The organism is Zestomonas carbonaria, assembly GCF_904061905.1.
GTDB classification, from domain to species: Bacteria; Pseudomonadota; Gammaproteobacteria; order Pseudomonadales; family Pseudomonadaceae; genus Aquipseudomonas; species Aquipseudomonas carbonaria.
Genome location: NZ_CAJFCI010000057.1, coordinates 16440 through 41985, shown reverse-complemented (window position 1 = coordinate 41985; position 25546 = coordinate 16440). Strand labels below are relative to the sequence as shown.

Genomic DNA, 25546 nt, shown 5'->3' with positions numbered 1-25546 from the left:
CGGAAAATCGCGGGTGGGCGCTGTAAGAAGTTGTCGCATCGCGGCAATGCCCCCTGCGGATCAGTCCCTACAATTCTTCTCAGTACTCGCCAGTCAAGGCAGTGCGCTTCTTACCAGGAGAGCTTCGATGTCCGTTCAGCACGAGCCGGTGCAACGCGCCGATTTCGACCAGTACATGGTGCCCAACTATGCTCCCGCCGCCTTCATTCCGGTGCGTGGCGAGGGCTCGCGAGTCTGGGACCAGAGCGGTCGAGAGCTGATCGACTTCGCCGGCGGCATCGCCGTGAACTCCCTGGGCCATGCGCACCCGGCGCTGGTGCAGGCGCTCACCGAGCAGGCCAACAGGATCTGGCATGTTTCCAACGTGTTCACCAACGAGCCGGCCCTGCGCCTGGCCAGGAAGCTGGTCGAGGCCACCTTCGCCGAGCGCGTGTTCCTTGCCAACTCCGGCGCCGAGGCCAACGAGGCGGCGTTCAAGCTGGCCCGTCGCTACGCCTGCGACGTCCATGGTCCCGAGAAGTACGAGATCATCGCCGCCAGCAACAGCTTCCACGGCCGCACCCTGTTCACTGTCAACGTCGGTGGCCAGCCCAAGTATTCCGATGGCTTCGGGCCGAAGATCGAAGGCATCACCCATGTGCCGTTCAACGACCTCGAAGCGCTGAAGGCGGCGATCTCCGACAAGACCTGCGCCGTGGTCCTCGAGCCCGTGCAGGGCGAGGGCGGCGTGCTGCCGGCCGACAAGGCCTACCTGGAAGGCGCCCGCGCACTGTGCGACCAGCACAAGGCGCTGCTGGTGTTCGACGAGGTGCAGAGCGGCATGGGCCGTAGCGGCGAACTGTTCGCCTACATGCACTACGGGGTGGTCCCGGACATCCTGTCCAGCGCCAAGAGCCTGGGCGGCGGCTTCCCGATCGGCGCCATGCTGACCACCAGCGAGATCGCCAAGCACCTGTCGGTCGGTACCCACGGCACCACCTATGGCGGCAACCCGCTGGCCAGCGCGGTGGCTGGCGCGGTGCTGGACGTGATCAACACGCCGGAAGTGCTCAGCGGCATCAAGGCCAAGCACGAGCGCTTCAAGGCGCGCCTGCTGGAGCTTGGCGCCAAGTACGGCATCTTCACCGAAGTACGCGGCCTCGGCCTGCTGATCGGCGCGCAACTGGCCGATGCCTGGAAAGGCAAGGCCAAGGACGTGCTCAACGCCGCCGAGAAGGAAGCTGTGATGGTCCTCCAGGCCGGCCCGGACGTGGTGCGTTTCGCCCCCAGCCTGGTGATCCCGGACGCCGACATCGACGAAGGCCTCGACCGTCTCGAGCGCGCCATCGCCAAACTGACCCAGCAATGACCGGGCCGCCTGCCCGAGGCCGGGCAGGCGCCGGTTTCCTTGCCGGGATCGATCCGTCCCGGCAGGTAACTCACGAGTGAGTTACCTGCCGGGGTCCTGAGTTCTGTGTGCGCCATGGCGGTCGTCTCGAGCCATGGTTTATCCGGGCGGCGCGAGCGGTCCGGAACTTTCTTCAAGAGGAGTGGACACCATGCTGGTGATGCGTCCCGCGCAAATGGCCGACCTGGCTGAAGTACAGCGCCTTGCCGCGGACAGTCCGGTGGGTGTCACCTCGCTCCCCGACGACGCCGCGCGCCTGGGCGAGAAGATCGCCGCCTCGGAGGCTTCGTTCGCCGCCGAGGTCAGCTTCAACGGCGAGGAAAGCTACTTCTTCGTCCTCGAGGACAGCGTCACCGGTCGCCTGGTCGGCTGCTCGGCGATCGTCGCCTCGGCCGGTTATTCCGAGCCGTTCTACAGCTTCCGCAACGAGACCTTCGTGCACGCCTCGCGCGAGCTGAAGATCCACAACAAGATCCACGCCCTGTCGCTGTGCCACGACCTCACCGGCAACAGCCTGCTGACCAGCTTCTACGTCGAGCGGCCGCTGGTCGACAGCGTGTACGCCGAGCTCAACTCGCGCGGTCGCCTGCTGTTCGTCGCCAGCCACCCGGAGCGTTTCGCCGACGCGGTGGTGGTGGAGATCGTCGGCACCAGCGACGAGCACGGCGACTCGCCGTTCTGGGACGCGGTGGGCCGCAACTTCTTCGACATGAACTACGCCGAGGCCGAGCGCCTGTGCGGGCTGAAGAGCCGCACCTTCCTCGCCGAGCTGATGCCGCACTACCCGATCTACGTGCCGCTGCTGCCGGATGCCGCCCAGGAAGCCATGGGTCAGGTCCACCCGCGCGCGCAGATCACCTTCGACATCCTGATGCGCGAAGGCTTCGAGACCGACCACTACATCGACATCTTCGATGGCGGCCCGACCCTGCATGCACGCACCTCCGGCATCCGCTCGATCGCCCAGAGCCGCGTGGTGCCGGTGCGCATCGAGGACGCCGAAGTGGGGCGTGGCGGCCGCCAGTACCTGGTGTGCAACGGCCAGTTGCAGGATTTCCGCGCGGTGGTCATCGAGCTGGACTGGGTGCCCGGCAAGCCGGTCAGCCTGACCCGCGAAGCAGCCGAGGCCCTGGGCATCGGCGAAGGCGCCAGCGTGAGGCTGGTGGCGGTTTGAAACAGAAGCGGCAAGCTGCAAGCCCCAGGCGGCAAGCCAGCATGCTCGTCAATTTGAAGCTTGCCGCTTGACGCTTTTAGCTGATCCGGAGGATCTATGATCGTTCGTCCCGTCCGCAGCGCCGATTTGCCGGCCCTGCTCGAGCTCGCCCGTAGCACCGGCACCGGCCTGACCACGCTGCCGGCCAACGAGGAGCGCCTGACGCACCGGGTCGGCTGGGCGGAGAAGACCTTTCGCGGCGAGGCCGAGCGCGCCGATGCCGACTACCTGTTCGTGCTGGAAAGCGACGATGGCAAGGTGGTCGGCATCTCCGCCGTGGCCGGCGCGGTCGGCCTGCGCGAGCCCTGGTACAACTATCGGGTCGGTCTCACCGTGAGCGCTTCCCAGGAGCTGAAGATCCACCGCGAGATCCCCACCCTGTTCCTCGCCAACGACCTGACCGGCAACTCCGAGCTGTGCTCGCTGTTCCTGCACGCCGATCATCGTTCCGGCTCCAACGGCCGCCTGCTGTCCAAGGCGCGTTTCCTGTTCATCGCCGAGTTCCGCCAACTGTTCAGCGACAAGGTGATCGCCGAGATGCGCGGCATGTCCGACGAGCAGGGCCAGTCGCCGTTCTGGGAAAGCCTCGGCCGGCATTTCTTCAAGATGGAGTTCTGCCAGGCGGACTACCTCACCGGGGTCGGCAACAAGTCGTTCATCGCCGAACTGATGCCCAAGTTCCCGCTCTACACCTGCTTCCTGTCCGAAGCGGCGCGCAGCGTCATCGGCCGCGTCCACCCGGACACCGAGCCGGCCCTGGCGATGCTCAAGGCCGAGGGCTTCAGCTACCAGGGCTACGTCGACATCTTCGACGCCGGCCCGGCCATCGAGGCGGAGACCGACAAGATCCGCGCGGTGCGCGACAGCCAGGTGCTGATCCTGGCGGTCGGCACGCCGGGCGAGGACGCCGCCCAGTACCTGATCCACAACCGCAAGCTGGAAGACTGCCGGATCACCGTCGGCGCCGCGCGCATCGCCGCCGGTACCCTGGTGGTCGACGCACGGACCGCCAAGCGCCTGCGCCTCAGCGCCGGCGACCAGGTGCGCGCGGTATCCCTGTCGGCCCGGGAGAGCAACCAATGACTACCCATTACATCGCCGGCCGCTGGCTGGAAGGGCAGGGCGAGGCCCTGGAATCGCTGAACCCGGTCACCCAGGCGGTGGTCTGGAGCGGCCGCGCCGCCACCGGCGCACAGGTGGACGAAGCGGTCGCCGCCGCCCGCGCCGCTTTCCCGGCCTGGGCCCGCCGCCTGCTGGACGAACGCATCGCCATCCTCGAACACTTCGCCACGACCCTGAAGGCGCGCGGCGACGAACTGGCCCGCGCCATCGGCGAGGAAACCGGCAAGCCGCTGTGGGAGTCGGCCACCGAGGTGACCAGCATGGTCAACAAGGTCGCCATTTCCGTGCAGGCGCATCGCGAGCGCACCGGCGAGAAGAGCGGCCCGCTGGCCGACGCCACCGCCGTGCTGCGTCACAAGCCGCATGGCGTGGTCGCGGTATTCGGCCCCTACAACTTCCCCGGCCACTTGCCCAACGGACATATCGTCCCGGCGCTGCTGGCCGGCAACACGGTGATCTTCAAGCCCAGCGAGCTGACCCCCAAGGTCGCCGAGCTGACCGTCAAGTGCTGGGTCGAGGCCGGCCTGCCGGCGGGCGTGCTCAACCTGGTGCAGGGCGCGCGCGACACTGGCGTTGCGCTGGCCGGGCACGCGGACATCGACGGCCTGTTCTTCACCGGCTCCAGCCGAACCGGCAACCTGCTGCACAGCCAGTTCGCCGGCCGCCCGGACAAGATCCTCGCCCTGGAGATGGGCGGTAACAACCCGCTGATCGTCGATGAAGTGAAGGACGTCGACGCGGCGGTCTACACCATCATCCAGTCGGCCTTCATTTCCGCCGGCCAGCGCTGCACCTGCGCGCGCCGCCTGCTGGTGCCGGCGGGTGCCTGGGGCGACGCGCTGCTGGCACGCCTGGCGGCGGTCGCCGCGACCATCAAGGTCGGTGCCTTCGACGAGCAGCCGGCGCCCTTCATGGGCTCGGTGATCTCCCTGAACGCCGCCGAGCACCTGCTCAAGGCCCAGCAGCACCTGATCGCCCACGGCGCCGAGCCGCTGCTGGAAATGACCCAGCCGATCGACACGGCGGCGCTGCTCACCCCGGGCATCCTCGACGTGACGGCGGTGATCGGGCGCCCGGACGAAGAGTTCTTCGGCCCTCTGCTGCAGGTGATCCGCTACACCGATTTCGACGCCGCCATCGCCGAAGCCAACGCCACCCGCTACGGCCTGGCCGCCGGCCTGCTGTCCGATTCGCGCGAGCGTTTCGAGCAGTTCTGGCTGGAGAGCCGCGCCGGCATCGTCAACTGGAACAAGCAGCTCACCGGCGCCGCCAGCTCGGCACCGTTCGGTGGCGTGGGAGCCTCCGGCAACCACCGGCCGAGCGCCTATTACGCGGCGGACTACTGCGCCTATCCGGTCGCCTCGCTGGAGAGCGATAGCCTGAGCCTGCCCGCCACCCTGACCCCGGGAGTGTGTCTGTGATGACCGCCTATGAAATGAACTTCGACGGCCTGGTCGGGCCGACCCACAACTACGGCGGCCTGTCCTACGGCAACGTCGCCTCGCAGAGCAACAGCCAGGCGGTGTCCAGCCCGCGCGAAGCGGCATTGCAGGGCCTGACCAAGATGAAGGCGCTGATGGACATGGGCTTCAAGCAGGGCGTGCTCGCCCCGCAGGAGCGCCCGGACGTCGCCGCGCTGCGCGCCTTGGGCTTCTCCGGCAGCGACGCCGAGGTGGTCGAGAAGGCTGCCAGGCAGGCGCCGGCGCTGCTCACCGCGTGCAGTTCGGCATCCAGCATGTGGACCGCCAACGCCTGCACCGTCAGCCCCAGCGCCGACACCTTTGATGGCCGCGTGCACTTCACCGCCGCCAATCTCAACTGCAAGTTCCATCGCAGCATCGAGCACCCGACCACCAGCCGCGTGCTCGCCGCGATGTTCGCCGACGAGCGCCACTTCGCCCATCACCCGGCGCTGCCGCCGGTGGCCCAGTTCGGCGACGAAGGCGCGGCCAACCACACGCGCTTCTGCAAGAGCTATGGCGAAGCCGGCGTGGAGTTCTTCGTGTTCGGCCGCAGCGCCTTCGATGCCCGCTTCCCGGCGCCGCAGCGCTATCCGGCGCGGCAGACCCTGGAAGCCTGCCAGGCGGTCGCCCGCCTGCACGGCCTGGGCGACGAGGGCGTGGTCTACGCCCAGCAGAATCCGGCGGTGATCGACCAGGGCGTGTTCCACAACGACGTGATCGCGGTGGGCAACGGCGAGGTGCTGTTCCACCATCAGGACGCCTTCCTCGACACCGACCGCGTGCTCGCCGAGCTGCACGACAAGCTGAACCGCCGCGGCGGCCGCTTCCGCGCGGTGTGCGTGCCACGCGATGCGGTGAGCGTCGAGGACGCGGTGCAGTCCTACCTGTTCAACAGCCAACTGCTGACCCGCGCCGACGGCAACATGCTGCTGATCGTGCCCGATGAGTGCCGGCAGAACGAACGCGTCTGGCAGTACCTCTCGCAGCTCACCAGCGAGGACGGGCCGATCCGCGAGATCAAGGTCTTCGACCTCAAGCAGAGCATGCAGAACGGCGGTGGCCCGGCCTGCCTGCGCCTGCGCGTGGCGCTCAAGGAGGCCGAGTTCAAGGCGGTCAATCCCGGCGTGGTGATGACTCCCGAACTGCACGACACCCTGGTGGCCTGGGTCAACAAGCATTACCGCGACAGCCTGACCGAGGCCGACCTCGGCGATCCGCAACTGCTGACCGAATGCCGTACGGCCTTGGATGAGCTGACCGGCATCCTTAAACTGGGCTCGGTCTACCCTTTCCAAATCGACTGAGAGTGCTCACGCCATGTCCGAAGCCCTGCAACTCGTTCTCGAAGATACCGACGGTACCCAGTTGGAAACCTCCTGCACCCGCTTCGCCGTCATCTGGCAGGGCAGGGAAGTGTGGGTCCAGGCGGTCGGCGACCAACTGCTGATCGGCGTGGACGTGGAGGAGGGCGATACCGAGTACGCCAACCTGCTGCTGCGTCCGCAGGCTACCAACCTGGTCAGCCTGCAACTGGAGATGGAGCCGGTCGAGGCCGATGAGGATGACCATGTGCATGGCCCGGACTGCAACCACGATCATTGACGAAAAGAGCGCTCGAAGGCTGTAGGCCGAACGAAAAAGCAGCCATCCAGACGGCAAGTCCACGCTTTTCGCCCAGCTTTCCAGCCTCCAGCGCTTTTTATCGAAGGTAAGGAGGTACGATGCTAGCCCTCGGCAAGCTGCTCGAAATGACCCTGGCCGACCACGAGCCGGCGGCCAAGATCCAGCTCACCCACGAGGGCGCGCGCCTGCGCTGGCTGACCGAAGGCGCGCTGGAGGTGACGCCGCCGGCCGATGCCGACAGCGGCCTCGACCTGCTGCTCTCCGCCGGCATCCATGGCAACGAGACGGCGCCGATCGAACTGCTCGACCGGCTGCTGCACGACATCGCCCGTGGCGACCTCAAGCCGCGCGCGCGCCTGCTGTTCCTGTTCGGCAACCCCGAGGCCATGCGTCGTGGCGAGCGTTACGTCGAGCAGGACATCAACCGCCTGTTCAACGGGCGGCACGAGCAGACCAGCGGCACCGAGGCCCTGCGTGCCGGCGAGCTGGAGCGGCTGGCGGCGAACTTCTTCGCCAAGCCCGAACGCACCCGCCTGCACTACGACCTGCACACCGCCATCCGTGGTTCGAAGATCGAGCAGTTCGCCCTCTACCCCTGGGCAGAAGGGCGCCGGCATTCCGCCCTGGAGCTGGCGCGCCTGCATGCCGCCGGCATCGAGGCGGTGCTGCTGCAGAGCAAGGCGTCGATCACCTTCAGCGCCTACACCTACGCCAGCCTGGGCGCCGAAGCCTTCACCCTGGAGCTGGGCAAGGCACGGCCGTTCGGCCACAACCAGGCGGTCAACCTCGATCTTCTGGAAGCCCGCCTGCGCGCGCTGATCGACGGCAGTGAGCCGGCTACCGAGCCGTCGCCGCTGGACGGCCTGCAACTGTTCGCCGTGGCCCGCGAGGTGATCAAGCGCAGCGACGCCTTCCAGTTGCACCTGCCCAAGGATATCGAGAACTTCAGCGAACTGCCCCAGGGCTACCTGCTCGCCGAGGACATCGCCGGCACCCGCTGGGTGGTGGACGAGCAGGATGCGCGGATCATCTTCCCCAACCCCAAGGTGCAGAACGGCCTGCGCGCCGCGATCATCATCGTCCCCGCCGACGCCGAACGACTAGGCTGACCCCTCACGCCCATGCCTGCGGGTGGACAGCGTGCTCGTGGACGTCCATAAACCCTTTCTATCGCACAACACTCTATGCGCGAGCCGCCGGGCCGATATAATGCGGCCCTTTGCCGGCGAACCGTGAACCTGTGCGTTCGCCGTGGCTGAGTGACGACAGGCCGGAAAGGCCGAACACTCCAGGGCAGCTCTCGTTTCTCTATCCTGCCCCTGTCCGGCCGCGGCTTCGCCCGTGACGTTATCGCCGTCGTTTTCCTGAGAAAAGCCTATGAAAAGCGCAGAAATCCGTGAAGCCTTCCTCCGCTTCTTCGAAGAGAAGGGACATACCCGAGTCGCCTCCAGCTCGCTGATCCCGGCGAACGACCCGACCCTGCTGTTCACCAACGCCGGCATGAACCAGTTCAAGGACTGCTTCCTCGGCCTGGAGAAGCGTGCCTACACCCGCGCCACCACCAGCCAGAAGTGCGTCCGCGCCGGCGGCAAGCACAACGACCTGGAAAACGTCGGCTACACCGCGCGCCACCACACCTTCTTCGAGATGCTGGGCAACTTCAGCTTCGGCGACTACTTCAAGCGCGACGCCATCCACTACGCCTGGGAATTCCTCACCTCGGACAAGTGGCTGAACCTGCCCAAGGAAAAGCTCTGGGTCACCGTCTACGCCAGCGACGACGAGGCCTACGATATCTGGACCAAGGAAGTCGGCGTGCCGGCCGAGCGCATGGTACGCATCGGCGACAACAAGGGCGCCCCGTACGCTTCCGACAACTTCTGGGCGATGGGCGACACCGGCCCGTGCGGCCCCTGCACCGAGATCTTCTACGACCACGGCGCCGACATCTGGGGCGGCCCGCCCGGCTCGCCGGAAGAAGACGGCGACCGCTACATCGAGATCTGGAACAACGTGTTCATGCAGTTCAACCGCACCGCGGACGGCGTCATGCACCCGCTGCCGGCGCCGAGCGTGGACACCGGCATGGGTCTGGAACGCATCAGCGCCGTGCTCCAGCACGTCCACTCGAACTACGAGATCGACCTGTTCCAGAGCCTGCTGAAGGCTTCCGCCGAGGCCATCGGCTGCGCCAACGACGACGCGCCCTCGCTGAAGGTCGTGGCCGACCACATCCGCTCCTGCGGCTTCCTGATCGCCGACGGCGTGCTGCCGTCCAACGAAGGCCGTGGCTACGTGCTGCGCCGCATCATCCGTCGCGCCTGCCGGCACGGTAACAAGCTGGGCGCCACGGGCACCTTCTTCCACAAGATCGTTGCCGCCCTGGTCGCCGAGATGGGCGATGCCTTCCCCGAGCTGAAACAGCAGCAGGCGCACATCGAGCGCGTGCTGAAGACCGAGGAAGAGCAATTCGCCAAGACCCTGGAGCAGGGACTGAAGATCCTCGAGCAGGACCTGGTCGGCCTCAAGGGCAAGGTGATTCCCGGCGAGACCGTGTTCAAGCTGTACGACACCTACGGCTTCCCCTACGACCTGACCGGCGACATCGCCCGTGAACGCGGCCTGACCCTCGACGAGTCCGGCTTCGAGCGCGAGATGCAGGCCCAGCGCGAGCGCGCCCGTTCCGCCAGCGCCTTCGGCCTGGACTACAACAGCCTGGTCAAGGTCGACGGCGAGACCCTCTTCCTCGGCTATGAAGGCACCAGCGGCAGCGGCAAGATCCTCGCCCTGTTCACCGACGGCCAGGCCGTCGACACCCTGAAGGAAGGCGAGGAGGGCGTCGTGGTCCTCGACCAGACGCCGTTCTACGCCGAGTCCGGCGGCCAGGTGGGCGACTGCGGCTACCTCGAAGGCGCCGGCGTGCGCTTCGATGTGCGCGATACCACCAAGGCCGGTGGCGCCCACCTGCACCACGGCGTGGTCAGCAAGGGCAGCCTGAGCGTCGGTGCTTCGCTGAAGGCCGAGGTCGACGCCTCGGTGCGCCACGCCACCGCGCTCAATCACTCCGCGACCCACCTGCTGCACGCCGCGCTGCGCCAGGTGCTCGGCGACCACGTGCAGCAGAAGGGCTCGCTGGTCGATAGCCAGCGCCTGCGCTTCGACTTCAGCCACTTCGAGGCGATCAAGCCGGAGCAACTGCGCGCGCTGGAAGACCTGGTCAACGCCGAGATTCGCAAGAACTCCGAGGTCGAGACCGAGGAAACCGACATCGAGAGCGCCAAGAAGAAAGGCGCCATGGCGCTGTTCGGCGAGAAATACGGCGACCAGGTGCGCGTGCTGAGCATGGGTGGCGACTTCTCCGTCGAACTGTGCGGCGGCACCCACGTGTCGCGCACCGGCGACATCGCGCTGTTCAAGATCACCAGCGAAGGCGGCGTGGCCGCCGGCGTGCGGCGTATCGAGGCGATCACCGGCGCGGCCGCCCTGGCCTACCTGAACGGGGCCGAAGAGCAACTGAAAGAAGCGGCTGCGCTGGTCAAGGGCAGCCGCGACAACCTGCTCGACAAGCTTGGCGCGGTGCTCGAACGCAACCGCCAACTGGAGAGGGAACTGGAGCAGCTCAAGGCCAAGGCCGCCAGCGCGGCCGGCGACGACCTGGCCGGTTCGGCGGTCGAGGTCAAGGGCGCCAAGGTGCTCGCCGCGCGTCTCGACGGGCTGGACGGCAAGGCGCTGCTGGCGCTGGTCGACCAGTTGAAGAACAAGCTCGGCAGCGCGGTGATCCTGCTCGGCGGCGTGCAGGACGGCAAGGTGGTGCTGGTTGCCGGCGTCACCCAGGACCTGACCGCCAGGCTGAAGGCCGGCGAGCTGATGAAGCAGGCCGCGGCGGCGGTCGGCGGCAAGGGCGGCGGCCGCCCGGACATGGCCCAGGGTGGCGGCGTGGAAGCCGGCAAGGTGGACGAAGCGCTGGCGCTGGCTGTGCCGTTCGCCGAACAGGGGCTGTAAGTCGGCGATTCAGGCCCGCCGTGCGCCCGGCGGGCCTTGGCAGTCTCTTGCGTTAACTGTTTAATGGGCGCCCTTCGCGGGCTGAGGCAGCTTTGAAATGGCTTTGATCGTACAGAAATTTGGGGGAACCTCCGTCGGCACCGTCGAGCGCATCGAACAGGTTGCCGAGAAGGTGAAGAAGTTCCGCGAGGGCGGCGACGACGTCGTTGTCGTGGTCTCGGCGATGAGCGGCGAGACCAACCGCCTGATCGATCTGGCCAAGCAGATCAGCGACGGCCACCCGGTGCCGCGCGAGCTGGACGTGATGGTCTCCACCGGCGAGCAGGTGACCATCGCCCTGCTGGCCATGGCGCTGATCAAGCGCGGCGTGCCCGCGGTGTCCTATACCGGCAACCAGGTGCGCATCCTCACCGACAGCGCCCATAACAAGGCGCGCATCCTGCAGATCGACGACCAGAAGCTGCGTGCCGACCTCAAGGCCGGCCGCGTCGTGGTGGTCGCCGGTTTCCAGGGCGTCGACGAGCACGGCAACATCACCACCCTCGGCCGTGGCGGCTCCGATACCACCGGCGTGGCCCTGGCGGCGGCGCTGAAGGCCGACGAATGCCAGATCTACACCGACGTCGACGGCGTCTACACCACCGACCCGCGCGTGGTGCCGCGCGCCCAGCGCCTGGACAAGATCACCTTCGAGGAGATGCTGGAAATGGCCAGCCTCGGCTCCAAGGTGCTGCAGATCCGCTCGGTGGAGTTCGCCGGCAAGTACAACGTCCCGCTGCGCGTGCTGCACAGCTTCCAGGAGGGGCCGGGCACCCTCATTACCCTTGATGAAGAGGAATCCATGGAACAGCCGATCATTTCCGGCATCGCCTTCAACCGCGACGAAGCCAAGCTGACCATCCGTGGCGTGCCGGATACCCCCGGCGTGGCCTTCAAGATCCTCGGCCCGATCAGCTCCGCGAACATCGAAGTGGACATGATCGTGCAGAACGTCGCGCACGATAACACCACCGACTTCACCTTCACCGTGCACCGCAACGACTACCAGAATGCGCTGCGCATCCTCGAGCAGACCGCCCGCGAGATCGGCGCGCGCGAAGCCGGTGGCGACGTCGACATCGCCAAGGTGTCCATCGTCGGCGTCGGCATGCGCTCCCACGCCGGGGTCGCCAGCCGCATGTTCGAAGCGCTGGCCAAGGAAAGCATCAACATCCAGATGATCTCCACTTCGGAGATCAAGGTGTCGGTGGTGATCGAAGAGAAGTACCTGGAACTGGCGGTGCGCGCGTTGCATACCGCTTTCGAGCTGGACGCTCCCGCCCCGCAGGGCGAGTAAGGCTGTTGAATGAAAGGCGCGGTCAACCCCGCGCCTTTCATCGTTTTGGCCGTCGGGGTGGAACTTTCTTTCTGCCCGCGCTAGTCAATACTCAGGTTAGGCCGTCTGCCCTTGATAAGGTCGGCGGCTGCCACCATTTACTTTTTGCAGACTGATTTGTTGTCCTGAACTGTTTATCCGTGAGGAGAAAGGAATGCTGATTCTAACTCGCCGGGTCGGAGAGACCCTGATGGTGGGTGACGATGTCACCGTCACCGTGTTGGGTGTGAAGGGTAATCAGGTGCGCATCGGGGTCAACGCTCCGAAGGAGGTTGCGGTGCACCGCGAAGAGATTTACCAGCGCATCCAGAAAGAGAAGGACCAAGAACCAAACCACTAATTTTTCTAAAATTTTTGGCTTTGCAAACGGGGAAAACATGGTTATTATGCGCCCCGTGTTGCGGAGAGGTGGCCGAGTGGCCGAAGGCGCTCCCCTGCTAAGGGAGTACACCTCAAAAGGGTGTCGGGGGTTCGAATCCCCCCTTCTCCGCCATATTCGCATTGCGGGGTAATGTTCGAGCGGTCCGGTAAGTTGTTGAAAATATTCGGACTAGTACTTGAACATCGAGATTCACTCCCTATAATGCGCACGCTCAGCGCACTCGTAGCTCAGCTGGATAGAGTACCCGGCTACGAACCGGGCGGTCAGAGGTTCGAATCCTCTCGAGTGCGCCATATTCAAGTCGGCTTCCAGTGATGGAAGAAGGCTCGTTTCAACCAGCGGTGATCTGGTCCATCAAGCGCCACACGCACTCGTAGCTCAGCTGGATAGAGTACCCGGCTACGAACCGGGCGGTCAGAGGTTCGAATCCTCTCGAGTGCGCCATCCAGAAAGGGCCTGCAGAAATGCAGGCCCTTTTTCTTTGCCCGTCGATACGTGCGCATTGGCCGTTGCCGGACAGGGGCTTTCCCGAGGAGCGGCGGCTACTTGCCGCGCACGCAACCATTCTCGTCGAAACTGACCTGGCGACTGTTTCCGTCGTTATCGCGGTAGTGATAGCGCGTCCGGCCGTCCTGGCTGCTGATCCTGTCGGGTTTGCCCAGGGCGCTTTCCACGTCGGCGCGGGTCATGCCGGCGCGCACCTGCTGCTGGATGATCGCCGTGCGGCGGGCGCTGCCGGTGACGCGGTTGCCGCAGCCGTCATGGCGTTCGGCGACGACCACGGGTTCCTTGTGATGCTCCGCCGCTCGGGATGCCGTCTTGCGTTCATGCCCGGCGGATTTCGCCATCGGCACCGGCTTCCCGCTTCCCGGCGTGGGGTTGCGGGCGTCCTGAAGAAGCTGGTTCTGCCCGGCGGAGCAGCCGTGCTGGGTGAACGTGACGTGTCCCCGGGCGTCTTCGCAGCGGAACACGGTGTTCGCCGTGGCTGGCGCAGCGACGAGAAATGAGCAGAGCAGGGTGGCGCAAAAACGGGCGCAGGCTTGTCCAAGCATGATGACGTCCTCCTTGACGATCGCGAAACAGCTTAGCCGGATGGGCGGGGAGCGTCAGGATGTGTCCTTTGCAATGTGGTCTGCGTCGCAGAGGGGAATGCGGTTGACACTCAACTTTGTTGTGCAACTGTTTGTTCTTGCCAAGATTTTGTCACGTGAACCGGGCTGGGCGGTGCTATCATTTGCGCCGTCAGCCCCGCCGGGGCTTGTTGGGCACCACCATGGACTTACCCAGTAGATATTCGAATCCGCTGTCCGATTACAACCTGACCGTCTGAACCCCTGTGGTGCGCCACCGCTGGGGTGGAGCGCGCCATGACCGAAGTAGAAGCCAAAAAGCCGCAAGAAAGCCTGCAGGATCGCCTCGCACAGGTGGTCGACCTGCTGCATCGGCACAAACTGGTCGAAGACCTGACCCACCGTCAGGAAGGCCAGCACCAGGAGCGGGTCGAGAGCCTGGTCCACCGACAGAACCTCGCCGAACTCCAGCGCAAGCTCGACGAGCTGCACTCCGCCGACGTTGCCCATATCCTCGAAGCCCTGCCCCTGGACGATCGCCTGACCGTCTGGCAACTGGTCAAGGCCGAGCGCGACGGCGACATCCTCCTCGAGGTCTCCGACGCGGTGCGGGAGACGTTGATCGCCGACATGGACGATCACGAGATCCTTGCCGCCGCCAAGGAGATGGACGCCGACGAACTGGCCGACCTCGCGCCCGAGCTGCCGCGCGACGTGGTCCACGAGTTGATGGAGTCCCTCGACGCCCAGCAACGCGAGCGCGTGCGTTCGGCGCTGTCCTACGAGGAGGACGAGGTCGGCGCGCTGATGGACTTCGAGATGGTCACCATCCGCGAGGACGTCACCCTCGAAGTGGTATTGCGCTACCTGCGCCGCCTGAAGGAGCTGCCGGGCCATACCGACAAGCTGTTCGTGGTCGACTACGACGGCATCCTCAAGGGGGTGCTGCCGATCAAGCGCCTGCTGGTCAACGACCCGGACAAGCAGGTCTCCGAAGTGATGGCCAGCGACCCGGTGAGCTTCGGCCCCGACGAGGATGCCTACGACGCTGCGCAGGCGTTCGAGCGCTACGACCTGATTTCCGCGCCGGTGGTGGACAAGGGCGGCAAGCTGATCGGCCGTCTGACCATCGACGAGATGGTCGACCTGATCCGTGAGGAAAGCGAGAGCGAAGTGCTCAACATGGCCGGTCTGCGCGAGGAGGAGGATATCTTCGCCTCGGTGTGGAAGTCGGTGCGCAACCGCTGGTCCTGGCTGGCGATCAACCTGATCACCGCCTTTATCGCCTCGCGGGTGATCGGCGTGTTCGAAGGCTCCATCGAGAAGCTGGTGGCCCTTGCCGCGCTGATGCCCATCGTGGCGGGGATCGGTGGCAACTCGGGCAACCAGACCATCACCATGATCGTTCGCGCCATTGCCCTGGACCAGGTCAGTACCGGCAACACCAGCCGGCTGCTGCGCAAGGAGCTGGGCGTTTCGCTGATCAACGGCCTGGTGTGGGGCGGGGTGATCGGTGGCGTGGCCTGGTGGCTTTACGGTAGCTGGTCGCTGGGCGTGGTGATGACCGCGGCGATGACCCTGAACCTGCTGCTGGCGGCGTTGATGGGAGTGCTGATCCCGATGACCCTGCTGCGCACGGGGCGCGACCCGGCGATGGGTGCGAGCGTGATGATCACCGCGATGACCGACAGCGGCGGCTTCTTCATCTTCCTGGGGCTGGCGACGCTGTTCCTGCTCTGACGCAAATGAAAAAGCCGGCGGTGAGCCGGCTTTCTCTATGATCGTGGAAGCGAATCAGGCCTCTTCGGCGTTCATTTCCACATCATGGGCGATCAGGGCGATCAGGGCGTTCTGCTGGCGGCGGGACAACTGGCGGAAGCGTTGCAGCAGCTCGCGTTCGTGCAGGGACAGCTCGGGGCGATCATGGCTCAGACTCAGATCGTCATCGAGTGCGCCTTCCTGCAGCATGCTCTGCTCGAGGCGAGCGATGATCTCGGAGTTCATGCTGCGGTGATGATTGCGCGCAATGTCGGCGATACGCTCGCGCATGCCTTCGGGTAAGCGAACCACGAATTTGTCAGCCGTGCGGCTGGAGTAGATAGCCTGTTTCATAGGGCGCATACATTAACCGATTAGTTCAAGGGATCGATGATGGCACTGAGCCGCCAGAATTGTCATTCTTCGACAGCCCTCAGGGCGGAACGGTTCCGTCAATATCGCAATTTGCTGTAAAAAATGTCCAGTCTTTGGCGTCAATTACATGTCACATTCTGGCTGGAGAGAAGGCTTTTTGCCAGCACCGGTTATCCGAAATGCGCTGCACTGGGCAAATATCGCGTGAAACAGGAGCTGCCGGAGTGAACGATATCCCCCGAGGAAGCTGGAGCCCATGGTCGGCAGGTTGATCTATCTCATGGGGCCCTCGGGCGCTGGTAAGGATAGCGTGTTGACGGCCGCGCGCGAGGTTTTGTTGGCGCAGGGGTGCCGGATCGTCCGCCGCGTGATCACCCGCTCCGCGGAAGCGTCGGGCGAGGATGCGCTGGCTGTCGGCGAGGCGCGCTTCGACGAACTGGAGCGGCAAGGGGCCTTCGCCATGAGCTGGCGGGCCAATGGCCTGGCCTACGGGATTCCCGCCGAGATCGATGACTGGCTGGGTTCTGGCTGGGACGTGCTGGTCAATGGTTCGCGCGACTACTGGCCGCAGGCGCGGCAGCGCTATCCACGGATACTGGGGGTGATGCTGCACGTCGCGCCGGAGGAACTGCGTCGCCGCCTGCTGGCCCGTGGTCGCGAGACGTTGGCGGAAATCGAGGCGCGGCTGGCCCGCAATGGGCAGTTGCAGGCGTATGCCGGCTCGATTCTGGCGCTGGACAACTCGGGACCGCTGTCACGGACGGTAGAGGAATTGTTGGTGCTATTGCGCCGCTGACGGCATGACAAAAACCGTTTCGGCCGCTAACATGCCGCCCGGTCGCAATCGTCGCGAGGTTGCGACGACAACGAAAATGTCCCAGTAGCTCAATTGGATAGAGCATCCCCCTCCTAAGGGGAAGGTTGGTGGTTCGAACCCACTCTGGGACACCACGCATTGCCGGGCCCGCCTTTCCAGCGGGCCCGAGTCTTTTCAGCGCTTGTCATCGAAGCGGGTTGCGGGGGCTCCTCCCTGGCCCGCTCAGAAGTCGTTGGCCAGGTCGATGCCCGACTTGCCCGGGGCCAGGATGTTGTTAGGGTCCAGGGCGCGCTTGAGGGTGTGTTCGAGCCGGCGCTTGACCGGACCGTAGCTCTGTGCGACGCGATCCTGGAACGCGGTGTTCACCCGGTACACGGCGTAGCCCTGCTTCTCGAACTCGTCCAGCAGCTCGTTGAAGCAGGCGTTGGCGCGTTCGGTCTCCTCCGGGAGGGTGCGGTCGTACAGCACGTCGATGACGTGGTGCATGTCGCGCCAACCGACGATGAACTCGCCGACGTAGTCCAGGCCGTACTTGTTGAGAATCCGCTTGGCCAGCGCCTGCTGCTTGGCGCATTCGCTGCCGCGTGCCTGGCTCACCGGGGCGAACCACATCGAGCCGCCGCCGCCGCGCCAGTTGTACAGGCCGAATTCCTGGAGGTTCGGCACGCCGGACATCAATTGGGCGCGGTACTTGAACGGCTGGGTGTCGCCGGCTTCCTCCTCGGTGATGATCCTGCCCTTGCCCAGTTGCTTCAGCGCGCCGGTGACGATCTTCCAGTTGACCTCGACCTGCTCCGGGGTGCCGTACAGCGCGGCGTAAACGTTCCAGGCGCCGAGGTTCTTGTCCTTCTGGATCTGCTTGAGGATCGCATCGGGCGTGGCGCCCGGCTCGGTGGTGTAGTCGGCGCGGCGGGTGTTGCAGGTCGCGGCTTCCCACAGCACGCCGGCGATCACCACCGCGTTGGGGATCACCTGGGCGATGCGCAGCGGGCGGATGAATTCGACGATCTCGGCGATGTCGGTCTCGTCCTCGAACTTGATCTCGAACGGCTTGAACACCGGCGGCTTGGGCATCAGCCAGAAGCCCATCTTGGTGCAGATGCCGTAGTTGGCCTGGGTGAACATGCCGTCCAGGGTCGGGCCGTAGCCCCACTTGAACACCTGCCAGGCGTTGTCGCCCTTCACGCCGCCCATCCCGGTGCGGTAGACGTCGCCGTTGGCCAGCACCACTTCCATGCCGCACTGCATGAGGAAGTGCTCGCCGTAGGGGGTGTAGCCCACGCCGCGGTCCATGGTGTTGCCCAGCGGTCCGGCGATGGCCGAGGGGGCGGAGAACGACAGCATCAGCGGGAGGTTGTTTTCCTGCAGGTAGTCGTAGAGCTGCTGGTAGGTCACGCCAGGCTCGACCAGGGCGGTGCACAGCTCTGGGTCGACGTGCAGGATCCTGTTCATCTTCTTCAGGTCGAGGATCACCTGGCCGCGCTGGCCCGGGGCCGCCGAGCCGTAGCCGAAGTTGCGGCCGGTGGAGATGGTCCACACCGGGATCTTGTGCTCGTTGCAGATCCTCACCACGCCCTGCACCTGTTCGACCGTGGTGGCGGTGACGGCGGCGGACGGCGCGTGCTCGGCATCGTCCACGGCGATCATGATCTTGTTGTAGGGGATCAGTTGCTCGTCCTTGACCAGGACGTTTTCCTCGCCCAGCAGCTTGCGGAACTTGGCGACGGCCTGCTGGAAATTGGTGGCGTCCACTCCACGCGGGAGCGGGGCCTTGTTGGTTTGCTCGGTCATGGGGTGTGCTCCTTCAAGCTTCGATCGAGAACGAAACGAAATGGCCGGTCAGCGGCGCCCGCTGATCGCTTGCCAGCGGTGCCCGGGCGGTGTCGATGCGGCCCAGGGTGGCCAGGGTGAAGCCCAGGGTGGCGGCCCATTGCCCGGACGCGGCGGTGCTGCGGGCGGGGGCGGCCAGACGCAGCGGTGCCTGGCCGCCGTGGAAGCGCTGTGCGCTGAGGTCGAAACCGGCGCCACAGGCGTTCAGGTGCCGGCCCAGATGCGGGGCGCAGCCATTGGCCGACTCGGCGCCGAGCAGGCGGTGCCGGGACGCCGTGGCCCCGACGCCGTGCTGGCCGAGCCACTGCACGCGGGCGCCGGCGCTGCGTGCCAGGTCCAGGACCAGCGCCGCGCTGGCGTCGTCCAGCAGGCCGATGAGGCGTTGCGGACGGCCGCCGCGCAGGCGTTTCTCCAGGCCCAGGAGGAAGTCCAGGCCGGCATCGGCGCGCAGGACCTCGACCTGGCGGGCTACCGGGCTGGCGCCGATGCCCAGCAGGAAGGCCGATTCGGCGGTTTCGCCGTTGACCAGCGCCAGGATCGGTTGCTCCGGCAGGGATGGGCCGCCGACCACGGCATTGGCGACGGCCAGGCCGGAGCCGCCCAGGGCCGCGCCGGCCAGGCCGCCGAGGGCCAGGCCCTTGAGCAGGGAACGACGTTCGACGTTCATGCATGGTTCCTCATGGCTTGGCGACGGGGGCCGGGGCGTTGGCGATGTAGTCGGCGACCTGTTGCAGCGCGTCGTCGTCGATGAACGAGGCCGGGAACGCCGGCATGGCGCGGAAACCGTGGCGCACTACGGCGGTGATGTACGGTGCCGGCAACTGGCGGCCCTTGACCTGCGGGCCGATGCCGGTGTCGTGGCAGTGGCCGCAGACCTTGGCGTAGACGTTCTCGCCGCCTTTCCAGACGCCGTCGCCGTCGCCATCGGCGGCGGCGGTGCAGGCGAACAGGGCGAGCGGTAGGGCAAGGCAAGCGGCGAAGGTCCGTTTCGCGGCCGGACTGTCGGGGAGTGGGGACATGGCGTACTCCGTCTTGTTATGGGTTGGGTGGTTCGTGGCGGATCAGAACGGGTAGGGGCGCGGCGCGTGCTGCAGGGTGATCCACTGGTCGGTGGTGAACTCGTCGATCGCCCAGTCGCCGTTGAAGCGGCCGAGGCCGGAGTTCTTCTCGCCGCCGAACGGCGCGTTGGGCTCGTCGTTGACGGGGATGTCATTGACGTGGCTCATGCCGGCGTGGATGCGCCGGGCGAAGCGCACGCCGCGTTCCAGGTCGGCGGTGAACACCGCGCTGGACAGCCCGTATTCGCTGCCGTTGGCCAGTTCCAGGGCGTGCTCGGCGTCGCGCGCGGCCTGGATGCCGACCAGCGGGCCGAAGATTTCCTCGCGGGCGATTTCCATGTCGGCGCTGACGTCGCCGAACACGTGCGGCGGCAACACGTTGCCCTGGGCCTCGCCGCCGACCAGCAACCGGGCGCCTTCGGCCTGGGCGGTGGCGACCTTGTTCTTCAGGGTGGCCAGTTGCCGGGCGTTGATCACCGGGCCGATCACCGTCTCGGGCCGGCTCGGATCGCCGTAGGGCAGGGCCTTGACGCGTTCGACGAAGCGTTGGGTGAAGGCTTCCAGCAGCGGCTGCTCGACGATGATGCGGTTGATCGCCATGCAGATCTGTCCCTGGTGGAGGAACTTGCCGACCACGGCGGCGTTCACCGCCTGTTCCAGATCGGCGTCGGCCAGCACCACGAACGGGCTGTTGCCTCCCAGCTCCAGGGCCACGTGCTTGAGGTGCGGGCCGCCGCTGGCGATGCCACCGATGCCGCGACCGACCTGGGTCGAGCCGGTGAAGGAGATCAGCGCCGGGATCGGATGCGCGACGAAGGTGTCGCCGATCTCGCTGCCGGCGCCGACCACCACGCTGAGCAGGCCCGCCGGCAGGCCGGCTTCCTCGAAGATGCGCGCCAGCAGCAGGCCGCCGGTCACCGGGGTGTCGCTGGCCGGCTTGACCACCACCGCGTTGCCCAGCGCCAGGGCCGGGGCCAGCGAGCGCTGGGTCAGGTGCAGTGGGAAGTTCCACGGGCTGATGACGCCGACCACGCCGAGCGGCGCGCGGTAGACGCGGCTTTCCTTGCCGGGGACGTTGGAGGCGACGATGCGGCCGTGCACGCGGCTCGGCAGGCTGGCCGACTCCAGGGTGATGGCGCGCGCCGCGCCCCATTCGATCTGCGCCTTGATGCGGGTGCTGCCGGACTCGCGGATGAGCCAGTCGATGATCTCCTCGCGGCGTTCGTCGAAGATCCGCGCGGCCTCGAGCAAGACCCTGGCGCGTTCGGCCGGGGCGGTGTCGGCCCATGCGGCCTGGGCTTCGCGGGCCTTGCGGTAGGCCGCGTCGAGGTCTTCGCGGCTGGCCAGGCTCAGCGTCAGCAGGCGCTCCTGGGTGTAGGGATCGAGGACTTCCAGTCGACGGCCGGTGCTGCCGGCACGCCATTGACCGGCGATCGGTTGCAGTTCGAGGTTCGCATAGGCGGAAGAGGGGGTACTCATCGGTTGTCTCTCTTGGCTGGACGAAGGGGCGACTGCCGCCGGCCTGGCGATGGCCACGGAGTCACGGGTTGCTTGGAGGACGTGGGGTTCAGGCTGCGGCGCCAGGGCCGGAAAGGGCCTGGGTGGCGGGCGCGTGGGGGAGGGGGAGCATTGGGGTCATGTCGAGGTCACCGGGTTTCTTGTTATGGAGATGCACGTATCCCGGCGATAACAACTATCGTGCCATGCATCCGTCTTTATTATTTTTCCTTTTAAAACAGGTGGTTGTGTTCATCTGCGATTCCGCCTCGGCCATCTTCGCCGGGCGTTCGCGGAAAATTGTGCAGAGAAAGCAACGGTCGCGCGGAAAGCTCGACACCCCGGCAAGGAGGGAGCGATTCGGTGCGGTTATCGGACGGATTCCCCATCGGGAGGGCGGGCTCCGACGCTGGTCGCATTGACCCCTGAAGACGGGGCCTCATACTGCTGGGCGACTCATTCCTGCCTACTTCTTTCTCGATTGCCTATGACTAATACAATTCCGGGCAAGCACGGGCGAGCGACGGACGAGGACTTCTTCAGGCATCTGCTCAGCCGGCAGAAGCGCCTGATCGTGGATCGCGCCAGCCGGTTCGATCCCAAGGGCCTGCCGTCGGCCGAGCAATTGGCCGAAACCGTCGCCTTCGCTCCCCAGGACGGCAGCATCTGGCTGTGCGGCCAACGCATGATGCTCCTGCAAGGTTCCGCCTTCGGCGCCATCCGCCGCGAGCTGATCGAGGCCCTGGGCTTCGACAGGGCGCGCGGCCTGCTCACCCGTATCGGCTGGCAGGCCGGTGCCCGCGATGCCGCCCAGGTCAGCGAGCAGTGGCCGGAAGGCGACCATGCCAGCCTGTACAGCGCCGGGCCGCGCCTGCACATGCTCGAAGGCATGGTGAACGTCGAGGTGGTGCGCTTCGAGATCGATTCCAGCGTCGGCCACTTCTATTCCGAATTCCTCTGGCACAACTCGCTGGAGGCCGACGAGCACATCGCCAGCTACGGGCTGGGCAATGAACCGGCCTGCTGGATGGAGATCGGCTACGCCAGCGGCTATGCCTCGTCGCTGCTCGGCCGCCTGGTGGTGTTCCGCGAACAGGAGTGCCGCGCCACCGGCCAGCACGCCTGCCGGATCGTCGGCAAGCCGGCCGAGGAGTGGGACGATCTCGATGCCGAACTGGCCCACCTGGATGCCAGCGACTTCCTCAGCCGCAGCACCTATGCCTGCGGGCACGCGACGGCGGTCGCCGAGCTCCAGGAGCCGGCCGACGACAAGCCGATGGTGGGCATCTCGGCCGCCTTCGTCGCGGCCACCCAGTTGCTGGAGCGGGTGGCGCCCACCCAGGCGACCGTGCTGCTCACCGGCGAATCCGGGGTGGGCAAGGAGCTGTTCGCCCGCACCCTGCATCAGTCCAGTTCGCGCCGCCAGACCCCGCTGGTGGCCCTGAACTGCGCGACCCTGCCGGAGAACCTGGTGGAAGCGGAGCTGTTCGGTGTGGAGCGGGGCGCCTTCACCGGCGCCGAGCGCTCGCGCCCCGGGCGTTTCGAACGGGCCAACGGCGGCACGCTGTTCCTCGACGAGATCGGCACCCTCAGCCTCGGCGCGCAGAGCAAGATCCTGCGCGCCTTGCAGGAGGGCGAGATCGAGAGGGTCGGCGGCACCACGCCGATCCGCGTCGACGTGCGGGTGGTCGCCGCGACCAACGTGGACCTGCGCTGCGAAGTGGAGGCGGGGCGTTTCCGCGAGGACCTGTTCTACCGGCTGAACGTCTTCCCCATCCACCTGCCGCCGCTGCGCGAGCGCCGGGAGGACATCCCGCTGCTGATGAGCTATTTCCTGCGCAAGTTCAGCGCCCGCCACGGGCGCCGGCTGGCGGGCTTCAGCACGCGGCTGGTCAACGCCCTGCTGACCTACCGGTTCCCGGGCAATATCCGCGAGTTGCAGAACCTCATCGAGCGCGGGGTGATCGCCGCATCCGACGGCGAGGTGATGGACGTCATCCACCTGTCGGAAGGCGGGTCGTCGCCGATCTCCACGCCGGTGGGTCTGACCGCCGAGGGACGCCTGTCCGCCCCGCCGGAGATGTCCGGGCGGCGGGCGGGCGACGAGCCGGTGCAGGAGCGCACCGCCGAGGCGCCCAGGGCCACGGCGGGCGAGGAGCCGGAACTGGCCAGCCTGATGGCCTTCGTGTCCGGGCGGGAGCAGGCGCTGGGCACTTCCCTGGATGAGGTCGAGCGGCGCCTGGTGCACCTGGCGCTGGAGCGTTCCGGCGGCAATATCACGGCGGCGGCGCAGATGCTCGGGATGAGCCGGGCGCAGGTCAGCTATCGGTTGAAGGGGAAGTGATGGGAGGGCTGGTGCGGGTGTTTGGATACCGCCCCTCACCCCAGCCCTCTCCCGGGGGGAGAGAGGCCGTTCGGTGTAGGCCCGATCTCCCCTCGTCCTGGCTTCAGAGCGCCGTGGTGAACTTCAGCCAGTAGGTCTGCCCTTCCGGCCGGTTGCGCACGCCGGATTCGTCCTGCCATTTGGCGCTGAAGAACCAGCCGTCCTTGCTGGCGTACTGCACGGCCGGGCCGATGGAGAAGGTCCGGCCGCGGTTGCCGTCGGTGGCGTCGACCTGCGCGGAGGCGCCGCACTTGTCGTCGCTGATCTGCTGGTAGGCGTGGCCGCCGACGCCGATCACCCAGCCGTTGCCCAGGCCCCAGCCGAGCGTGTAGTCGGCGTGCAGCTCGCGGCCGGAGCGGTAGTGGGTGTCCCTGTTCTCGAAGTTGTAGTCGTGCATCAGGCGCACGTCGGCGTTGAAGCCGGCGGGGTCCAGGTAGGTCATGGCCAGCACGGCCTGCACGGTGTAGTAGTTGGTGCCCAGGTTGACCAGGTCGTCCTTGTCGTACTCGCTGGCGGTGGGCAGGATGAAATCGACGCCGGTGGCGACATGGAACTTGTCGCTCGGGTGGAAGCCGATCACCGGGCCGAGGTGGGCGTCGCCGATGCCGCGCTTGTGGTCGCGCTGGCCGCCGACGTTCAGGCGGATGTCGTTGAGCGGCAGCAGGGCGTGGAAGCCGAGCTGGCCGCCGAGGACCTGCCGTTCGGTGACCCAGACGAAGCGCGGCACGATGGTGGTGACGCGCAGGTCGAAGTCCACCGGCAGCTTGTCGCCGGCGTCGTCGCGCAGCGTATCGGCCAGGTAGTTGCCGACGAACACCTGCCCGTAGGTGCCGGGCGGCGGCAGGATGCCCATGCCGTGGATTTCGATGCCCATCGGCCAGGAGGAGACGCCGCCTTCGGTGGCCTGGACCAGGGAGGCGCCGCCGGCCAGGGCGAGGGCTGTGGCGAGACGGGTCAGGGAAGCGGCACGGAAGCGAATGGATTTGCAATGCATAGGAAAGCCAGCCTTTGTTGTTATGAGTGAGGCGCAGCGGTGCGCCTGGCGGGCTCTCTCAACTAGCGTGCCAGTTCTGGTTTTATAAAAATTCCTTGTTTATCAAATAGATAAGTTTATTCCTGGAAGGGCCTGCCGAGAAAACTGTTAAGAAGAATCCACCATCGCGAGGAAAAATCTTCAGCGGGCGCGTTGTTCCGTGTCTTGCCGGAAGGCCTGTGGCGACACGCCGCTCAGGCGCCGGAAGAAGCGCGAGAAATAGGCCGGGTCGCTGAAGCCCAGGTGGTCCGACAACTGGCTGACGGTCATGGTGGTGTAGACCAGGTTGCGCTTGGCTTCGAGCAGCAGGCGCTGGTGGATGATCTGCAGCGCGGTCTGCCCGGTCAGTCGGCGGCACAGGGTGTTCAGGTGGACGCTGGACAGGCCGATCCGGTGGGCGAAGGTCTCCACCGAGAGGTGTTCGCGGTAGTGCGCCTCCACCAGCCGGATGAAGTTGCCCAGGTACTGGTCGTTGCGCTCGTCGCGATTGGCCGGCGGCAGGTTCTGCCGGCCACGACGGCCGATCCACACCATCAGCACGTTGACCAGCGAGTGCAGCATCAGGTCGCGGGACGGCTCGCTGCCCTCGTATTCGCGCTGCAAGGTGGCGAACAGGGTGTTGAGGTGGCGGCGGTCCCGGCCGACCGGGTAGCAGCCGGCGGACGCCAGGACCGTGAGCGGACCCAGTTGTTCTTCCAGCCGGGCCACCAGGGGAGCGCCCAGACTGAGGACGTAGCCCTCGGTATTCTCCGAGAAGCGGAAGCCGTGCACGCAGAGCGGCGGCGTCACCTGGATCGCCGCCTCGCGCACCTCCTGGAGCTGGCCTTCGATCTCGATCAGGGCATGGCCGCGCTGGACGTAGAGCAACTGGAACAGGTCGGCATGCCGGTGCGGCTGGATTTCCCAGTGGTGCAGCCGGCTGCGGGAGGGGATGGATTCGCAGTGCAGCAGGTCGGGCGTGGGCCAGGCCTGGTCCTCGCCGTACAGCTTGAAGACGGGAACGCCGCCAGGGGATTTCTTCATGGTCGTGGGAGCCGGTGGTGGCGGGGCGATGGTTCGACGGGTCGTCCGATAATCGCCCTGTGTTTTCAAAAGTACAGGTGATCAGCGGATTTTTACCTTCTTTGGCCGTCTTCTCCATAAAAAAATGCAGGCATC

The 25546-nt window shown here is 66.2% G+C and carries 21 protein-coding genes and 4 tRNA genes; 17 read left to right on the top strand and 8 right to left on the bottom strand.

What is annotated here, in order from left to right:
* Positions 1–127 precede the first annotated feature (127 nt).
* The 13 genes from PSEWESI4_RS14480 to PSEWESI4_RS14420 all read left to right on the top strand — a co-directional run bounded on the left by PSEWESI4_RS14480 (position 128) and on the right by PSEWESI4_RS14420 (position 13011).
* Complete coding sequence (locus PSEWESI4_RS14480; RefSeq protein WP_187671912.1) at positions 128–1348, top strand: aspartate aminotransferase family protein; 1221 nt, start codon at positions 128–130, stop codon at positions 1346–1348.
* 190 nt (positions 1349–1538) lie between these two features.
* A complete protein-coding gene (gene aruF, locus PSEWESI4_RS14475; protein ID WP_187671911.1) occupies positions 1539–2561 on the top strand; it encodes an arginine/ornithine succinyltransferase subunit alpha in 1023 nt (340 codons plus the stop codon).
* Positions 2562–2657: 96 nt separating this feature from the next.
* Positions 2658–3683, top strand: a complete 1026-nt coding sequence (gene astA, locus PSEWESI4_RS14470) for an arginine N-succinyltransferase (RefSeq protein ID WP_187671910.1) — start codon at positions 2658–2660, stop codon at positions 3681–3683.
* On the top strand, positions 3680–5143 hold the full coding sequence (gene astD, locus PSEWESI4_RS14465) for a succinylglutamate-semialdehyde dehydrogenase (RefSeq protein WP_187671909.1): 1464 nt from the start codon (positions 3680–3682) through the stop codon (positions 5141–5143). The genes astA and astD overlap by 4 nt, the downstream gene beginning before the upstream one ends.
* The gene (astB, locus tag PSEWESI4_RS14460) at positions 5143–6489 is read left to right on the top strand and encodes an N-succinylarginine dihydrolase (protein WP_187671908.1); all 1347 of its coding nucleotides are present in this window, start codon (positions 5143–5145) and stop codon (positions 6487–6489) included. The genes astD and astB overlap by 1 nt, the downstream gene beginning before the upstream one ends.
* 13 nt (positions 6490–6502) lie before the next feature.
* A complete protein-coding gene (locus PSEWESI4_RS14455) occupies positions 6503–6787 on the top strand; it encodes a topoisomerase II (RefSeq protein WP_187671907.1) in 285 nt (94 codons plus the stop codon).
* A 119-nt stretch (positions 6788–6906) separates the two neighbouring features.
* A complete protein-coding gene (astE, locus tag PSEWESI4_RS14450) occupies positions 6907–7917 on the top strand; it encodes a succinylglutamate desuccinylase (protein WP_187671906.1) in 1011 nt (336 codons plus the stop codon).
* Positions 7918–8185: 268 nt separating this feature from the next.
* On the top strand, positions 8186–10810 hold the full coding sequence (gene alaS, locus PSEWESI4_RS14445) for an alanine--tRNA ligase (RefSeq protein WP_187671905.1): 2625 nt from the start codon (positions 8186–8188) through the stop codon (positions 10808–10810).
* A 97-nt stretch (positions 10811–10907) separates the two neighbouring features.
* Positions 10908–12146, top strand: coding sequence for an aspartate kinase (locus tag PSEWESI4_RS14440; protein WP_187671904.1), 1239 nt, complete (start codon positions 10908–10910; stop codon positions 12144–12146).
* A 193-nt stretch (positions 12147–12339) separates the two neighbouring features.
* A complete protein-coding gene (gene csrA, locus PSEWESI4_RS14435) occupies positions 12340–12525 on the top strand; it encodes a carbon storage regulator CsrA (protein ID WP_003085981.1) in 186 nt (61 codons plus the stop codon).
* Between the two features lie 62 nt (positions 12526–12587).
* Positions 12588–12678 (top strand) — tRNA-Ser (locus PSEWESI4_RS14430).
* A gap of 105 nt (positions 12679–12783) precedes the next feature.
* Positions 12784–12860: transfer RNA gene (locus PSEWESI4_RS14425), tRNA-Arg, on the top strand.
* 74 nt (positions 12861–12934) lie between these two features.
* A tRNA-Arg gene (locus PSEWESI4_RS14420) sits at positions 12935–13011 on the top strand.
* A gap of 98 nt (positions 13012–13109) precedes the next feature.
* Here the strand turns inward: PSEWESI4_RS14420 and PSEWESI4_RS14415 are convergent.
* Positions 13110–13619: a DUF4124 domain-containing protein gene (locus tag PSEWESI4_RS14415; RefSeq protein WP_187671903.1), complete on the bottom strand. Its 510-nt coding sequence runs from the start codon at positions 13617–13619 to the stop codon at positions 13110–13112.
* A 315-nt stretch (positions 13620–13934) separates the two neighbouring features.
* On the opposite strand from PSEWESI4_RS14415, the gene mgtE reads away from it, so the two are divergent.
* The gene (mgtE, locus tag PSEWESI4_RS14410) at positions 13935–15377 is read left to right on the top strand and encodes a magnesium transporter (RefSeq protein ID WP_187671902.1); all 1443 of its coding nucleotides are present in this window, start codon (positions 13935–13937) and stop codon (positions 15375–15377) included.
* Between the two features lie 54 nt (positions 15378–15431).
* Here the strand turns inward: mgtE and PSEWESI4_RS14405 are convergent, their stop codons facing one another.
* Positions 15432–15758, bottom strand: coding sequence for an Arc family DNA-binding protein (locus PSEWESI4_RS14405; protein ID WP_187671901.1), 327 nt, complete (start codon positions 15756–15758; stop codon positions 15432–15434).
* Between the two features lie 268 nt (positions 15759–16026).
* On the opposite strand from PSEWESI4_RS14405, the gene phnN reads away from it, so the two are divergent.
* Together phnN and PSEWESI4_RS14395 are read left to right on the top strand one after the other, a co-directional pair.
* Positions 16027–16566, top strand: a complete 540-nt coding sequence (phnN, locus tag PSEWESI4_RS14400; RefSeq protein ID WP_187671900.1) for a phosphonate metabolism protein/1,5-bisphosphokinase (PRPP-forming) PhnN — start codon at positions 16027–16029, stop codon at positions 16564–16566.
* A 78-nt stretch (positions 16567–16644) separates the two neighbouring features.
* Positions 16645–16721 (top strand) — tRNA-Arg (locus tag PSEWESI4_RS14395).
* An 88-nt stretch (positions 16722–16809) separates the two neighbouring features.
* Here the strand turns inward: PSEWESI4_RS14395 and PSEWESI4_RS14390 are convergent.
* The 4 genes from PSEWESI4_RS14390 to pchA are packed head-to-tail and all read right to left on the bottom strand — an operon-like array spanning position 16810 to position 20954.
* Positions 16810–18378 (bottom strand): FAD-binding oxidoreductase, encoded by a 1569-nt coding sequence (locus PSEWESI4_RS14390; RefSeq protein WP_187671899.1) that lies wholly within the window; start codon positions 18376–18378, stop codon positions 16810–16812.
* Between the two features lie 13 nt (positions 18379–18391).
* Positions 18392–19084, bottom strand: coding sequence for a hypothetical protein (locus tag PSEWESI4_RS14385; RefSeq protein WP_187671898.1), 693 nt, complete (start codon positions 19082–19084; stop codon positions 18392–18394).
* A 10-nt stretch (positions 19085–19094) separates the two neighbouring features.
* Positions 19095–19436, bottom strand: a complete 342-nt coding sequence (locus tag PSEWESI4_RS14380; protein ID WP_187671897.1) for a c-type cytochrome — start codon at positions 19434–19436, stop codon at positions 19095–19097.
* A gap of 42 nt (positions 19437–19478) precedes the next feature.
* Positions 19479–20954, bottom strand: coding sequence for a 4-hydroxybenzaldehyde dehydrogenase (gene pchA, locus PSEWESI4_RS14375; protein ID WP_187671896.1), 1476 nt, complete (start codon positions 20952–20954; stop codon positions 19479–19481).
* Positions 20955–21459: 505 nt separating this feature from the next.
* Here pchA and PSEWESI4_RS14370 point away from each other — a divergent pair.
* A complete protein-coding gene (locus PSEWESI4_RS14370; RefSeq protein WP_187671895.1) occupies positions 21460–23316 on the top strand; it encodes a sigma-54-dependent Fis family transcriptional regulator in 1857 nt (618 codons plus the stop codon).
* Between the two features lie 103 nt (positions 23317–23419).
* Here PSEWESI4_RS14370 and PSEWESI4_RS14365 read toward each other — a convergent pair whose 3' ends face one another.
* Together PSEWESI4_RS14365 and PSEWESI4_RS14360 are read right to left on the bottom strand one after the other, a co-directional pair.
* A complete protein-coding gene (locus PSEWESI4_RS14365; RefSeq protein ID WP_187671894.1) occupies positions 23420–24349 on the bottom strand; it encodes a SphA family protein in 930 nt (309 codons plus the stop codon).
* A gap of 180 nt (positions 24350–24529) precedes the next feature.
* Complete coding sequence (locus PSEWESI4_RS14360; protein ID WP_187671893.1) at positions 24530–25411, bottom strand: helix-turn-helix domain-containing protein; 882 nt, start codon at positions 25409–25411, stop codon at positions 24530–24532.
* Between the last annotated feature and the right edge of the window lie 135 nt (positions 25412–25546).